This is a genomic window from Williamsia soli (assembly GCF_017377795.1).
Taxonomy (GTDB): Bacteria; Actinomycetota; Actinomycetes; order Mycobacteriales; family Mycobacteriaceae; genus Williamsia; species Williamsia soli.
The window spans coordinates 224922-239867 of record NZ_JAFRDR010000003.1 but is presented as its reverse complement, the minus strand read 5'-3'; the positions used below and the strand labels follow the sequence as shown (position 1 = coordinate 239867).

Below are 14946 nucleotides of genomic sequence, written 5' to 3'. Positions count from 1 at the left end.
GCTGCCAAGCCCTGGCCGGAGCGGACCGTCTCGAGTCCGGCCCGGCGTTGGGGCTTTCCGACATGCGCGCGGAAACAAGAGGCAGAGGGCCGCCGGGCCTCACTGGACCATGAGGCCTGAGGTTCGGTGCTTCGATGAACCGATAGTAAACGGATGCATCATCCGTTACTGATCGAACGATACGGATGCAGTGTCCGCTTGTCAACGGTCGACGAGCGTACGTGACCGAGGCCACGGAAGGTGCTTGTAGTCAACCGGATACGGATGGTAGGGCTAATCGCTGGTCAAACAGCGGCGAATCAGCTCATCGGGGCGTCCGGGGGTCGCCGTTTGGCGGCGGCCGGCGCTACGTGCGTGAAGGACTCGGACCTGCGGGCGGCATATGCCAACCCTCTCCCATGATGGCGCGCAGGGAGTCTGCGGACCCTTCGTCCGCCAGCTGTGCATCACTGACCCACTTGGAAGCGAGCACGGTGAGCACGAGATCCCGATCGCGCACCCATGGACGGGCGTATCCGGCCGTCTGGGCGGCAGTGAGAAACTGCCCTGTGATCTCGACGAGCAGTTCACAGGTGATCGCCAGAGGTGAGGTGGTCTCCCTCAGTGCTTCCCGGATAGGGCCGGGGAGGCCGTCGAAGACCGTGACGTAGTCACCCAACGCGGTCAACCACAACTCGAGTGCTGCGAGGGGATCGACGGGCTCGGTCTCGATCTCGGCCCGGCGGGCGTCCAATTCCTCCCAACGGGCTTGCATGAGCGCTGCCAGGAGCGACTCCCGTGTCGGGAAGTGCCGGTAGAGCGTGCCCGGCCCGAGACCGGCCCGTTTGGCGATGTCCTGCATGGCGCCGCTCACGCCGTGTTCTGAGAAGAATTCCTCTGCGACGTCCAAAATGTGTACTCGGTTGCGTTCCGCGTCAGCACGTGACTTCCGCGGCGGCGCTTCCTGGTGGACCTCCATCCGACCTCCTCTTCAAAACGGACAATACGTCCACTTGGCCGTGAGGGCAAGCGCCAGAGGGTGGCCGATCCCCGGCGCGATCTGCGGGTCAGATTTGTGGCGCTTTCGCGGCCTGACCGACTTCACCCCCGGTTTGCTGATGGGCCACGAGTGCATCGGCGTGGTCGAGGAGGTGGGGGCGGACGTCAGCTCGTTCCGCCCCGGCGACTTTGTCGTCGTGCCATTCGATCACTGCGACAACACCTGCGCGAACTGCGGAGCCGGCGTGCACAGTGCCTGCGTGAACTTCGGTGCGACACAGACCGGTCAAGGCGAGTACGCACTGGTGACACAGGTCGACGGCAGCCTGGTCAAGACCGACTCGATGCCCGACCCAGCCCTACTCCCGTCGCTTCTGGCCCTGTCGGACGTGATGCCGACTGGCTGGCACGCCGCGGTCGCGGCCGGAGTTCGACCGGGCCACACGGTAGTCGTCGTCGGGGACGGCGCAGTGGGGTTGTGTGGCGTGCTCGCCGCTGCGACGATAGGCGCCGAACAGATCATCGCGATGTCCCGCCACAAGCCGCGGGCGGACCTGGCTCGGGCTTTCGGTGCCACCCATGTGGTGGCCGAGCGCGGCGAGGAGGGCAACGCGCTCGTAATGGACATCACGAAAGGTGTTGGCGCGGACGCAGTGCTCGAGTGTGTGGGGACGGACGCTTCGATGACAACCGCCTTTGCGGTCGCGCGGCCGGGCGCCACCGTCGGGTTCGTGGGCGCCCCGCACGGCATCGAACTGCCGATCGGCTCGATGTTTTCGAGGAACGTTGGTCTGGCGGGCGGGTTGGCTCCTGTGCGTCGCTACTTACCTGAGCTGCTGGAGCTGGTGGTGAGCGGTCGGATCGAACCGGGAAGAGTCTTCGACGCAACCTTGCCACTGGACCGGGTCGCGGACGGCTACCGCATGATGGATGAGCGAACGGCGATAAAGGTATTGATCGAGCCGTGATGGCGGCGCGATCACTTGGCTGCCGGGCCGGCCCCGACAAGGTCGAGGCGACGAGGCCTGGAAATGAAACCAGGATCCCCTGTGATTGAGGCGAGATATCCCGGCCTGACCAGCTCATCGACGCAGGCAGACCCCGAAAAATGGTGGGTTCCGGTGAGGCCCGCCTGGGCTTTTGCTCGCCAGAGTCCACCGTCTTCGGGAGCATTCTCGCCGTCCCTCAAGACTGGCTTCCGACCACAAGTGTCAGGGTGCGCCGGGCGCGAGCGCTCCTGCGACGTAGTTCGTCAGTGTGCCTTCAGCTTTGGCGAATGATCCCGATGTCAGTCGTCGTCTTTTCTTCGGAGATCGCCCAACTGGCAAGAACATTGATGGCTTGCCGCGAGCTGGTGCCGGGCTCGGTCGTGTACACGAACAACGTCTGCTCAGGATCGTCCGGCAGGATGAGCGTCTCGTATTCGACCGTCAGTTCGCCGACCACCGGATGTCGCAGTCGCTTTGAACCGTAGGTGCGTTGATACACCCGATGCTGTGACCACCACTGACGGAAATCGTCACTCTTGTCGATCAAGTCATCGACAAGTGCTCGCGTGGCCCGATCATCCGGATCATGTCCGACCTCCAACCGAAGACTCTCCACGGCTGCTCGCGCCTGTATCTCCCAATCGAGGAACAGATTTCGCGGTTCGTCACCGAGGAACATCCACCTGGCGTAGTTGCGGTCGCGTGGCAGAAAGTGATCGAAATCGGCGAACAGTGCACGGGACATCCGGTTGGTGGCGAGTATGTCCGACCTCCTACCGAGGATGAGAGCCGGCTGGTTCTCGAGAGTATCGAGAAACTGGTAGAGCCCGGGGCGGATTCGCTGCACGGGCGCCGCACGACGTGAAGCGGCTGCCGACCGGCGGCCGATCAGGTTTCCCAGATGAGCTCGACCGGCGCTGTCGAGGTCAAGCGCCCTCGCAATTGCGTCGATGACCCCCGTCGACGGAGTGATGCGCCTGCCTTGCTCCAACCGCGTGTAATAGTCGGTCGACACTCCGGCCAGCAGGGCAACCTCTTCGCGACGCAGACCTGGCACCCGACGCACCCGCCCGTCGGCGGGAAGACCCGCCCGGGACGGGTCGACCTGGCTCCTCGCCCGCCGTAGGAAATCGGCGAGTTCACGATTGACCTCACTCACCCATTCATCATGGCGCATTGGGCTCACCGCAACCTGGGTCGCGGAGTCCTATGCACCCCGATCCCAGGTCGGGCAGGGCCGGATATGCAGTCCGCAGCGGCCGCGGCGGCGTCAAGACTGGAATCACCCGCCGAAATGGCACAGGGCTTTTCGGCACCCCACACAAGGAGTGAACAGACATGACTGCCGCCACCCCCACCACCTGGTTCGTCACAGGCACCTCTCGAGGTCTCGGACTGGAACTGGTCAAGCAACTACTCGAACGCGGCGACAGCGTCGCCGCCACGACCCGTTCGACCGACCGGCTTCGTGCCGCTCTGGATGGAGTAGACACCGATCGCCTCCTGGCGCTGGCCGTCGATCTGGCGTGCGCCGACGACGTCGACGCGGCGGTGCGACAGACAACCGACCGCTTTGGCGGGCTTGACGTCGTGGTGAACAATGCCGGGTACGGCTACCTCGCGGCCGTCGAGGAAACGACGGACGCCGCCGCACGCCAGATGTTCGATGTCCAGATCTTTGGGCTGTGGAATGTACTGCGGGCGGTCTTGCCGATCTTCCGTTCCCGGCATAGCGGTCACATCATCAATGTTTCCTCGGTGCTCGGCCTGACGGCGATGCCGGGCTGGGGTCTGTACTGTGCCGGAAAGTTCGCACTCGAGGGCCTCAGCGAGTCACTGGCAGCGGAGGTTTCAGAGTTCGGGGGCAAGGTCACGATTGTCGAGCCCGGTTACTTCCGGACCGACTTCCTGACGACCGGTTCTCTGGCTCTTCCCGAATCCACCATGGCGGGCTACGAATCGATCCGGGAGATGACGCAGAACCACCTCGATCTCCACGGCGGCCAGCTCGGCGACCCTGTCAAGGGAGCCGCGGCGATCCTCGCGATCGCCGACTCGGCGGATGGCCCATTGCGCCAACTGCTCGGGTCTGATTCCTACGCCTACGCCACCGCCAAGGTCGACGCGCTGACCGCCGACTTCGAGACAGGCAAAGAACTCACCCTCACCACCGACTACCCACAGACGTAAATCTGTCCATGAGTGCGTCCGTCGATACGACGCAAGCCGACCCCGAAAATGGTGGATTCCGGTGAGGCCCACCTGCGGTTTTCCTCGCCAGAACCCACCACTTTCGGGAGGCGGGAGTCAGACGTTCTTGGTCACGGCGAACAGTAGTCCGGCCAGGATACCGCCGATCACGGGACCGACGACCGGGACCCACGCGTAGTTCCACTCGCGGCTGCCCTTGCCGTTTATCGGCATCAGGGCGTACGCGATGCGTGGGGCCAGATCGCGCGCCGGGTTGATGGCGTACCCGGTGGGTCCACCGAGGCTGTTGCCGATGACGAGGACGACGAATGCCACACCGGCGTAACCGAGTCCGGAGTTGCCGAGGTCGAGCGTGTCACCACTCCCGGAGATCACGGGCGATTGCAGGATCCAGAACACCAGGACAAAGGTCCCGATCACCTCGGTGACCACATTCCAGAAGTAGTTCTTGACTTGCGGTCCCGTGCAGAAGATCGCCCGCGTGTCCTCGGGATGGGGCTCGACGTCGAAGTTCTTCTTGAACGCCAGGTAGCACAGCATCGCTCCGATGAAGGCCCCGATGAATTGTGCGCAGATGTAGATCGGAACCTGCGACCATTCGGTTTTGTCGGCAACCGCCAGCCCCAACGTGACCGCGGGGTTGAGATGGGCGCCGGACTTCCATGCGATCGAGGCACCGGCGAACACGGCGAAGCCCCAGCCGATGTTGATCATCAACGGGCCACCTTTGTGGACCGTCGATTTGAGCAACTGGTTACCGGCGACGACGCCTGCACCGAGCAGGATCAGGACCGCGGTACCGACGATCTCCCAGAGCCAGATCTGAGCATCGGTGGGAGTCATGCCGATACGTCCGCGACGTCCGCCGATCCACGAACGCCGGGTGCGCCCATGCGAGCCGCATCCGCAGTCTGGTCATCGGGCTGCCGCTGGGACTCGATCTCGGCATCGACACGGGCGCAGTAGTTCTCGATCTCGCGCTGCCGCTGCGCGTCGTCCCACCCGAGGGTCGCCGCAACGATGTCCGCGACCTCGACCGCGGCGCTCTTGCCACGGTCGGCAGTCTCGATGGAGACCCGGGTGCGACGCGCCAGGATGTCGACGAGGTGCAGGGCGCCCTCATGGGTGACCGCATAACGGATCTCAGCGCCGAGGTAGCGGTCGTCGCTGGTGGCCAAGGGCCTTCCCAACTCCGGCTCGGCCGCTATGATCTCGAAGATCTCGCTGATTGCGCTGCCGTAGCGACGCAGCAGGTGCGCGATGGTCTTCACCGGCAGGCGGTGCTCGTTGGCCAAGCGCACCCGTGCCTCCCACAGGTCGTCGAAGCCATCTGCGCCGACGAGCGGGACGCTTGCCGTGCGTGAGGGTTCAACGCCGCGCACACCGTCGACCGCGGCGTCGATGGCGTCTTCCGCCATCACCCGGTAGGTGGTGTACTTGCCGCCGGCGATCACGGTCAGACCCGGTGCGGCCGAGACGACGGCGTGTTCGCGAGACAGCTTGCTGGTCTGATCTGACTCGCCGGCCAGGAGCGGGCGTAGCCCGGCGTAGACGCCGACAATGTCATCGCGCACAAGGGGTTTCTCCAGCATGACGTTGACCTCGGCAAGGATGTAGTCGAGGTCGGCACTACTCGCCGCAGGATGGGCCAGGTCGAGATTCCATTCGGTGTCGGTGGTGCCGATGATCCAGAAGTCCTCGCTCCACGGACACGGGATCACGAATAGCAGGCTCTTTTCCGTCTCGGTGATGAGGCCGACCGCGGAGTCGATGCGGTCGCGGGGGACGACGATGTGGACGCCCTTCGATGCCTTGACGCGCATCTTGCCCTTCTCGCCGAGGATCTCCTGCAGCTCGTCGGTCCACACACCCGCGGCGTTGACCACGTGCTTGGCGCGGACGTCCACGTGTTCACCGGATTCCAAGTCTTCGATCCGCGCGCCCACGACGCGGTCGCCTTCGCGTAGGTAGCGGGACACCCGGGCACTCGAGGCGCACAGTGCTCCGTAGCTCGCCGCGGTCCGCGCGAGCATCATCGTGTGCCGGGCATCGTCGACCTGTCCCTCGTAGAACAGGACGCCGCCGCGGATCTTGCCACGTTTGGCGCCGGGGAAGATGTCGAAGGTCCGGCGCTTGCCGATGTGCCGGAGGTGATGGGGAACACCGCGTCCTGCACCCAGCAGGTCGTAGAAGCCGATACCCGCACCGGCGTAGGCGCGGTCGTAGGCAGGCGTGACGAGGGGGAAGATGAACTCCACCGGCCGCACCAGATGCGGGGCGATGGTGTTCAGCATCAGCTTCCGCTCTCGCAGCGCCTCGAAGACGAGTGAGAAGTTCAGTTGTTTGAGGTAGCGCAGGCCGCCGTGGAAGAGTTTCGACGACCGGCTCGATGTACCGGCCGCGTAGTCGATGGCTTCGACCATGCCGACGCGCAGCCCGCGGGTGGCGGCGTCGAGGGCGGCTCCGGCGCCGACCACACCTGCGCCGATGACCAGCACGTCGAGCTCGCCTTCGGTCATTGATTCCAGTGCGGCGCGCCGCGATTCGGGGCTGATTGCGAGTGGTTGCAATGTCATGAGGTTCTCCTCGAGATCAAAAGGGATGGGACGAGTTCGGGTCGGCCGGTCACACGTCGACCCAGTCGAGGGTGCGGGTGACGGCTTTTTGCCAGAGTCCGTACTTCTCGGCCCGCACGTCTTCGGACCACTCGGGCTCCCACCGGCGATCTTCTTTCCAGTGGGTTTCGAGCTCCTCGGTCGACTCCCAGAACCCGGTGGAAAGCCCGGCCGCATAGGCAGCGCCGAGCGCCGTGGTCTCGGCGACGACCGGCCTGCTGACCGGGATGCCCAGGACGTCGGACTGGATCTGCATGCACAGGGAGTTGGCGGTGACCCCGCCGTCGACGCGTAGTACCTCCAGCTTTACTCCGGAGTCCTTCTCCATCGCATCGGCGACGTCGCGGCTCTGGTAGCAGATCGATTCCAGCGTCGCCCGCGCGATGTGAGCGTTGTTGTTGAAGCGGGACAAGCCGACGATCGCTCCGCGGGCGTCCGACCGCCAGTACGGGGCGAACAGGCCGGAGAACGCCGGGACGAAATAGACTCCGCCATTGTCTGCGACCTCCTTCGCCAGTGACTCGCTCTGTGCCGCACCGGAGATGATGCCGAGCTGATCGCGCAGCCACTGCACCGCCGACCCGGTCACCGCGATCGACCCTTCGAGCGCGTAGACCGGTGCCTGCGAACCGAATTGGTAGCAGACGGTGGTGAGTAGGCCGTTGTCCGAGCGAACGAGCTTCTCTCCGGTGTTGAGCAGCAGGAAGTTTCCGGTGCCGTAGGTGTTCTTGGCCTGCCCTGCCGAGAAGCAGACCTGGCCGACCATCGCGGCCTGCTGGTCACCGAGCGCGCTTGCGATGGGGACCTCCCCGGCGAGCGGGCCGGTCGTGGTGGTGTGACCGTAGGGTTCGGTGGGCGACGACGGCGCGATCGTGGGGAGCATCTGCCTGGGGATGTCGAACAGTGCGATGAGTTCGTCGTCCCAGTCCAGTGTCTCGAGATCCATCAGCATGGTGCGGCTCGCGTTGGTGACGTCGGTGACGTGCACACCACCGTTCACGCCGCCGGTCAGATTCCAGATCACCCAGGTGTCGATGGTGCCGAACAAGGCGTCACCGTTCTCGGCGTCAGCCCGCACGCCGTCGACGTTCTCGAGGATCCATTGCGCCTTGCCCGCGGCGAAGTAGGTGGCGGGCGGAATCCCGGCCTTGGTGCGGATGGTGTCGCCGGCGCCGGAACGCTCGAGCGCTGACGCGATCTTGTCGGTGCGGGTGTCCTGCCAGACGATCGCGTTGTAGTACGGCCTACCGGTGTGCTTGTTCCAAACCACGGTGGTCTCACGCTGGTTGGTGATACCGAGCGCAGCGAGGTCGCCGGCCTTCAGGTTCTTCTTGCGGAGGCCGTTCTGCAGCACCGAGGATGTGCGCTCCCAGATCTCGGTCGGATCGTGTTCCACCCAGCCTGCCTGCGGCATGATCTGCTCGTGTTCGAGCTGGTGGCGGGCGACCTCGTTGCCCGCGTGGTCGAAGATCATGAACCGGGTACTGGTGGTTCCCTGATCGATGGCACCGATGTATTGCGTCATGTATCCCTGCTTCGTCGAAGGGTCCTGAGGGGTGATGCGTATCTCATCCGTCTTCCACGTTATGCAGGCAGCCAACCCCTGAGGAGGGCACGCGTTCGACAATGTCGAACGCCCCGGTCGCAGTTCGAGTAGCGTCCGAAGAGTGCCAGGTCTGATCCAGTCGGTGGAGCGCGCGACTGCAGTGCTGCATCTGCTCGCGACCAGGTCCGAGCCCGTGGGCCTGACAGAGATCGCATCGACCCTCGGCCTCGCCAAGACGACGGCGCACGGATTGGTCCGCACCCTGGTCGCGGTCGGCGCCGTCGAACAGACGTCGGACACCGCCGAGTACTGGCTCGCCGACGACCCGTTCGGGGCTCGGAAGAACCGCTGGGATCTCAACGAGGTCCGGGCCCGGGCGATGAACTGGACCGACGCTCTCGCGGCCAGGACGGCGATGGCGACGCAGATCAGCGTGCTCCAAGACAAGCAGGTGCGGATCGTGCACGACGTACTGTCGGCGAGCGGTGTGGGCCTCCCATTGCTGCGGACCGGTCAGATCGTGCCCGCGCACGCGACGGCTCTGGGCCGGATCCACCTCGCCTTCGATGTACGTCTGGCCCGGGAGCTCGTCGCGGGCGGACTCGATCGCTGTACGCACCGCACGATCACCGACGGCGCCGAGCTGGCTCACGAACTCGCCGAAGTCCGGGACAGGGGATGGGCCTGCGGCTGTGGTGATCTGGATCCGGAGGTGGCGACGATTGCCGCGCCCGTTCGCGATCAGGGCGGGGTCGTGGTGGCCGCGGTCGGTGTCTCGGGCGCGATCGACGAGCTGTGTGGACGGGGCGGCGTTCCGCGTGCACCCCTGTTGGACAACATCATCGGATCAGCGCGTTCGATCTCTCGTGCCATGGGTCATGGGCAGCTGCCATGACCACGAGGTACGTTGCGGCGATCGATCAGGGAACGAGTTCGACGCGGTGCATCATCTACGACCGCGGGGGCGTCATGGTGTCGATGGCCCAGCGCAAACACTCCCAGCATTTTCCCGAGCCCGGCTGGGTTGAACACGACGCGCTCGAGATCTGGAATCTGGTGGAGCGGTTGATCCCCGAGGCCCTGCATTCGGGCGGTATCGACGCGAGCCAGCTGGTGGGGTTGGGTATCACCAATCAACGTGAGACCACGGTGATCTGGGACCGAACCACCGGCATCCCGCTCCATCGGGCGATTGTGTGGCAGGACACCCGGACCACCGAGATGGTCGAGTCGTTGCGGACGCAGGGGATCGGGGCCGACGTCGAGCACCGGACCGGGGCGCCGCTCTCCAACTACTTCAGCGCGCCGCGCCTGAGCTGGCTGCTCGACGCGTGCCCTGGATCTCGCGCAGCGGCCGCGCAGGGCACCGTCCTTTTCGGGACGATGGACAGCTGGCTCGTGTGGAACCTCACCGGCGGTGTGGACGGAGGACTCCACCTCACCGACCCCACCAACGCGAGCCGCACCATGCTCATGAACATCGAGACTGCGCAGTGGGATCCGCGCCTGCTCGAACTCTTCGACATCCCCGCGGAGATCCTGCCCGAGATCAGGCCGTCCTTGAGCAAGGTGGGGGCAACGGTCTCCCCGGTCCCCGGGATTCCGATCAGCGCGATGATCGGAGATCAGCAAGCTGCGCTGGTGGGACAGACAGCGCTGAGGGCCGGAGAGTCCAAATACACTCTCGGCACCGGAGGGTTCCTGCTCTTCAACACCGGTACGACTCTGGTCCGATCCAGACACGGTCTGATCACCACGGTGGCCTTTCAGATGGACGGCCAACCGATCCGCTACGCGCTGGAGGGATCGAATCCCACGGCCGGGGCACTGGTCGAGTGGATCAGGGAGAACCTCGGCATCATCGGCACCCCGGCCGAGATCGAGACTCTCGCGTCGACGGTCGATGACAACGGCGGCTGCTACATCGTCCCTGCATTCTCGGGATTGCATGCGCCGCACTGGGTGTCCGCGAGCCGGGGGCTGATCGTGGGTCTGACGTCGTACATCACCCGGGGTCATCTGGCGCGGGCAGCGCTCGAGACCAACGCCTTTGCCGCCCGGTCCATGGTTGCGGCACTCAACGACGACTTGGCCGCCGCGGGTGTGGAGATGTCGTTGACCGAACTCGTGGTCGATGGCGGCATGACGGCCAACAACACCCTGATGCAGACCATCGCCGACATCTGCGATGTGACGGTGACACGTCCGCAGATGGCCGAGGCCGTCGCGCTCGGGGCCGCCTACGCCGCCGGTTTCAGTGTGGGTCTGTGGACCGATGAGCAACAGCTTCGCCGCAACTGGCACACCGGCGCGGTCTGGCAGCCGAGCATCGACCCTGCCGATCGCGAACGCCGAGCCGCGAACTGGTCCATGGCCGTCGAGCTGGCGTCGCAGTGGGACCCGGCCTGAGCGGGGGACGAGCGTGGAATGGTGAAAACATGAGGAACGCAGTGGTCGTGGGTAGCGGGCCCAACGGTCTCGCGGCCGCAGTGACCCTCGGGGCCGCCGGCATGCGGGTCCGGGTCCTCGAGGCGGCCCCGGTCATCGGTGGTGGCGCCCGCAGCGGCGACTACACCGACACCGGCGTCCGGCACGACGAGTGCTCGTTCGCGCATCCGCTTGCCCTCGACAATGCCTTCACGCGCAGCGTCGACCTCAGCCGTTACGGGTTGAGGTGGAGATCGCCGGAGATCGAGTACTCACATCCTCTCGACGGCGGACGCGGGGTCGGGGCGTATCGCTCGGCATCGCGCACCGCCGAGGAACTGGGCGCCGCCGGGCCTGCGTGGAACCGAGTGTTCGGCGCAGTGTCGGATCGATTCGCCGACATCAGCACCGACTTCACCAAGCCGATCCTGCATGTTCCCGCTCATCCGGTCAAACTGGCCCGGTTCGGTGCATTCGCTGCCATGCCGGCAGCTGTCCTGGCCAAGCTGTTCGCCACCGAGGAAGCCCGCGCGCTCTTCGGCGGTGTTGCAGCTCATGCATTTCGACCGTTCGGAACGGTGGGGTCTGCGGCCATCGGAGTGGCGCTCGGTTCCGCCGCGCACACCTACGGCTGGGCGGTGGCCGAAGGAGGATCGGGAGCCATCTCCACAGCGATGGCGGCAGCGCTGGTCGACCTGGGCGGAAGTATCGAGACCGGTGTGCAGGTGCGGTCGCTGGCGGACCTCGATTCGCCGGACATCGTCATGCTCGACACCGCACCCGGCGCTGCCGCCGAGATCGCGGGTGCTGCCATGCCGAGACGAATCAGCCGGGCGTATCGCCGCTTTCGGCACGGACCAGCGGCCTTTCAAATCTCATACGCGGTGCGCGAGGGCATCCCGTGGGCCGACGCCCCCTCGCGGTCGGCCGGCACGGTGCATGTTGGCGGCAGTTTCGACGACATCGCCACCGCAGAGCGTGACGTCCACCGTGGGGTCATGCCGAGGCGACCATTCGTGCTCGTCGGCCAGCAGTACCTCGCCGATCCCGGGCGATCCAACGGCGATGTCCATCCGATCGACCTGTACGCACACGTACCGTCGGGGTGGACGGGTGACGCCACTGTCGCGATCGAAGCCCAGATCGAGCGCTTCGCACCAGGTTTCAGTAGCCGAGTCGTTTCGAAACGTGTCCGTTCGGTGGCGCGCATCGAGGCGGACAATCAGAACTTTGTCGGCGGTGACGTGGTGACAGGGGCGAATACACCGTGGCGGCTGGTCTTTCGGCCGCGGCTGGCCCTCGACCCTTACTTCACGGGTATCGATGGCGTGTACCTCTGTTCGGCTGCCACCCCGCCAGGAGCGGGGGCTCATGGGCTGTGTGGATTCAACGCCGCGACGTCGGCGCTGAAGGCGCGGGCGAACCTCGACGCATGACCTGACTACTGAGCCAGATAGCGGGGATTGGCGACGGCCAGGCGATCGGTGACCGACGCCCTGACTGCTGCGATCATCGCGGGGTCGGTGGCCGCGATCTTACCGGCTCGGATAGCCAGTGCCACGTCGGTCTCGGAGCGAAAGCCGAGGGCCTCGAATCGTTCTCGGTCGGCCTGGATTTGACCTTTGCCGATCGTCAGCTCGCGCCGGACGATGTCCAGCGCATTGGCGGCAACCCGGGCTTTGAAGCCCATCTCGCGGTCGGGGCCGGGCACCACGGAGTCGCGCAGGAACTCGGCGACCGCATCGACAAGCTCGGCGGCTGTGGGACGGCCGTGCAGATCGGCCTCGTTCTGCGGCAGTGGAGCGGGTGCATCCGTGTCGGCGGGGTATCCCAGCAGCAGCAACGCATCGTGTTCCTGTTCGCACACCCGCCGTCCGATCGTCGCGAGCTCCACCGACCGCTCTTTGCCGGAGAGGTGTCGTGCGACCATCTGGGCGCAGCCGATGCTCCACCACACCGTGCGATAGAGCTGCCACCAGCGCACCGCATCCACATCTGGCCGATACCCGGCGACCTCGGCATATCCGTCCAGCAGTTCGTCGATGCTGCCGAAGCCCCCGACCTCCGGTTCGGTGCCGAATCGCCAGCACTTCACGAGCAGCCAGCCGAGGTCTTCGCGGGGATCGCCGATATGGGCGAGCTCCCAGTCGATCACGGCCGCCAGGCCCGATTCGTCGACGATGAGGTTTCCGTTGCGGAAGTCGCCGTGGACCACGGCCTCGGCAACGGGGTCGGGTTGGTGCGCGGCCAGCCAGGCCAAGGCGATCTCGGTGACCGCGGACGGGACATCGAGTTCGAGGTAACGCTCCTGAAGATCCTCGACGCCACCTGCCGGTACGGTCCTCAGCTCCGGCACGGAGTCGGTTGGGATTGCGTGGATCTGGGCAAGGGTTCGGCCGAGCTGCGCGGCCATCCCGCGGCGGGCCTGTGCGAATCGCTCGTCGCGCAGCAACTTTCGCGGGATTGTCTCACCCTCGATGTGTTCGCAGATCAGGTACTGGGCGCCCAGCGTGCTGTCTGCGCCCGCGAAGTCCACCAGCCTGGGAACAGCGATACCCGCTCGCTCGGCCGCCGCGATGACACTCGACTCCCGCGCCATCCCGAGTGGCCCGTTCGGATCACCCGGTTGCCGCCGAAGTATCAGCCGGCGTGCGCCACCGGCGGTGGTTGCCACGAATGACCAGGTCTCGCTGTTGGCGCCGCCCGTCAGGCGGACGAGGTCGGTGACCTGCGTGTCGTGTCCGGACGCCTCGGTCAGTCGTGCAGCCAGCCGGCGTTCCATATCGCTCTGGTCGATCATGCCTACTGATCGCCCGCGGCGGCGGCGCCACCCGAGCGACGCTTGCCCGGTCCCGCGAAGCCGAAGAGGTACCCGGCGATCTTGCGGATCTGCACTTCGTCGGATCCTTCGGTGATGCGGTAGCGGCGGTGGTGGCGGTAGATGTGTTCGAAGGGCATGTGGCGGGTGTATCCCATGCCGCCATGGACCTGGATGGCCTGGTCGGCGGCGTCGCATACGAGGCGGTTCGCGCGGTAGTTGCACATGGAGACGCGGTCGCTGATCTGCATGTGGGGGATGCGGTCGAGTTCCCAAGCGGTCTTGCGGACCAGGCCGCGGACGAGTTCGGCTTCGGTGTGCAGTTCGACGAGCGGGAACTGGATTGCCTGCCGGGTCGCCAATGGCGTACCGAAAGTATTTCTGCTTCGGGCGTACTCGACGCTCTGGTCGATACAGTACTGGGCGGCACCGACTCCCGACGCGGCCTGCCGGATCCGGTTCTCGTGCACAAACGACTGCGCCACGGCTAGACCCTCGCCTTCGGCACCGAAGATGGCCGAGTCGGGGACCTCGACGTCGGTGATGGTCACTTCGGCGTGGTCGGTGGGCATGTTGAAGGTCCACCACTGGAAATCGACAGAGAAGCCCGGCCGATCGGTGGGTACGAAGAACGCGGTGATGCCGCGGGCGTCGCCGTCGTTGCCGGAGGTTCGGGCGAAGACGACATCATGGGTGGCGTTGTGCATACCGGAGTTGAAGCGTTTGCCGCCGTTGATGATCCACGAACCTCCCACCTTATGGGCGGTGGTCTCCATCCAGGTGGCGTCGCTGCCATGGTCCGGTTCGGTGAGTCCGAATCCGATCCGTGCCTCGCCGCGGATCATCGGTTCGAGGAACTCGTCCTGCTGTTCGGTGGTGCCGAAGTTCATGAGCATGTGGGCGAACGGAAAGTTTCCGACGATCGAGGACTCGTTCTGCAGGTCGTTGTGCAGGCCCAATCCCTTGTGGGCGAGATGTTCTCGGATGATGGCCATGTCGAAACTCGAACCGTCGCGGCCACCGACCTGCGCCGGTAGGCCGTAGCGCAGCCAGCCGGCGGCATCCGCACGCCTGCGCATCTCACCGAGCAACTCTTCCCAGTCCTGCCGTGGCACGCCGCCGCCCTCGAAGTCGGTCCGCGCCCACTCCCTCCGGTGATCGAAGAACCGGTTGTTGTCGTCGGACTCCTGCAGCGGCCGGATCTCGGTGTCGATGAACTCGTCGATCTCCCGCAGGATCTCGGTGATGTGGTCGGGCAGGTCGTAGTCCATCGATGGCCTCTCGCCGGATGCTCTGAACAATCGTTCAGCATGACCGTATCCGCTGAGCGACGTCCGATGTGTGAATCGACGAGACCTATCT

The 14946-nt window shown here is 65.4% G+C and carries 12 protein-coding genes; 5 read left to right on the top strand and 7 right to left on the bottom strand.

Translation table 11 applies throughout. The features are described 5' to 3' along the window. Positions 1–346 precede the first annotated feature (346 nt). The gene (locus J3S28_RS09675) at positions 347–958 is read right to left on the bottom strand and encodes a TetR/AcrR family transcriptional regulator (RefSeq protein ID WP_207840010.1); all 612 of its coding nucleotides are present in this window, start codon (positions 956–958) and stop codon (positions 347–349) included. Positions 959–998: 40 nt separating this feature from the next. Between J3S28_RS09675 and J3S28_RS09670 the strand changes: the two genes are divergently transcribed. After that, the gene (locus tag J3S28_RS09670; RefSeq protein ID WP_307797053.1) at positions 999–1946 is read left to right on the top strand and encodes a zinc-binding dehydrogenase; all 948 of its coding nucleotides are present in this window, start codon (positions 999–1001) and stop codon (positions 1944–1946) included. Positions 1947–2241: 295 nt separating this feature from the next. Here J3S28_RS09670 and J3S28_RS09665 read toward each other — a convergent pair whose 3' ends face one another. Further along, on the bottom strand, positions 2242–3126 hold the full coding sequence (locus J3S28_RS09665; RefSeq protein WP_307797002.1) for a helix-turn-helix transcriptional regulator: 885 nt from the start codon (positions 3124–3126) through the stop codon (positions 2242–2244). 179 nt (positions 3127–3305) lie between these two features. Here J3S28_RS09665 and J3S28_RS09660 point away from each other — a divergent pair, with 179 nt between their 5' ends. Further along, a complete protein-coding gene (locus J3S28_RS09660) occupies positions 3306–4157 on the top strand; it encodes an SDR family NAD(P)-dependent oxidoreductase (RefSeq protein ID WP_207840004.1) in 852 nt (283 codons plus the stop codon). Between the two features lie 117 nt (positions 4158–4274). On the opposite strand, the gene J3S28_RS09655 is transcribed toward J3S28_RS09660, so the two are convergent. The 3 genes from J3S28_RS09655 to glpK (J3S28_RS09645) are packed head-to-tail and all read right to left on the bottom strand — an operon-like array spanning position 4275 to position 8318. Further along, positions 4275–5021, bottom strand: coding sequence for an MIP/aquaporin family protein (locus tag J3S28_RS09655; protein WP_207840002.1), 747 nt, complete (start codon positions 5019–5021; stop codon positions 4275–4277). Further along, positions 5018–6754 (bottom strand): glycerol-3-phosphate dehydrogenase/oxidase, encoded by a 1737-nt coding sequence (locus tag J3S28_RS09650; protein ID WP_207840000.1) that lies wholly within the window; start codon positions 6752–6754, stop codon positions 5018–5020. The genes J3S28_RS09655 and J3S28_RS09650 overlap by 4 nt, the downstream gene beginning before the upstream one ends. Positions 6755–6803: 49 nt before the next feature. Then, positions 6804–8318 (bottom strand): glycerol kinase GlpK, encoded by a 1515-nt coding sequence (glpK, locus tag J3S28_RS09645; RefSeq protein ID WP_207839998.1) that lies wholly within the window; start codon positions 8316–8318, stop codon positions 6804–6806. Positions 8319–8460: 142 nt separating this feature from the next. Here glpK (J3S28_RS09645) and J3S28_RS09640 point away from each other — a divergent pair, with 142 nt between their 5' ends. From J3S28_RS09640 to J3S28_RS09630, 3 genes are read left to right on the top strand one after another with little or no spacing between them, the layout of a single operon-like run. Next, on the top strand, positions 8461–9234 hold the full coding sequence (locus J3S28_RS09640) for an IclR family transcriptional regulator (protein WP_207839995.1): 774 nt from the start codon (positions 8461–8463) through the stop codon (positions 9232–9234). After that, positions 9231–10748, top strand: a complete 1518-nt coding sequence (gene glpK / locus J3S28_RS09635; RefSeq protein ID WP_207839993.1) for a glycerol kinase GlpK — start codon at positions 9231–9233, stop codon at positions 10746–10748. The genes J3S28_RS09640 and glpK (J3S28_RS09635) overlap by 4 nt, the downstream gene beginning before the upstream one ends. A gap of 29 nt (positions 10749–10777) precedes the next feature. Then, on the top strand, positions 10778–12202 hold the full coding sequence (locus J3S28_RS09630; protein ID WP_207839991.1) for a phytoene desaturase family protein: 1425 nt from the start codon (positions 10778–10780) through the stop codon (positions 12200–12202). A 5-nt stretch (positions 12203–12207) separates the two neighbouring features. Here J3S28_RS09630 and J3S28_RS09625 read toward each other — a convergent pair whose 3' ends face one another. Both J3S28_RS09625 and J3S28_RS09620 read right to left on the bottom strand, forming a co-directional pair. Continuing rightward, positions 12208–13566 (bottom strand): phosphotransferase family protein, encoded by a 1359-nt coding sequence (locus tag J3S28_RS09625; protein ID WP_207839989.1) that lies wholly within the window; start codon positions 13564–13566, stop codon positions 12208–12210. A gap of 2 nt (positions 13567–13568) precedes the next feature. Next, the gene (locus tag J3S28_RS09620; RefSeq protein WP_207839987.1) at positions 13569–14855 is read right to left on the bottom strand and encodes an acyl-CoA dehydrogenase family protein; all 1287 of its coding nucleotides are present in this window, start codon (positions 14853–14855) and stop codon (positions 13569–13571) included. Positions 14856–14946: the final 91 nt, after the last annotated feature.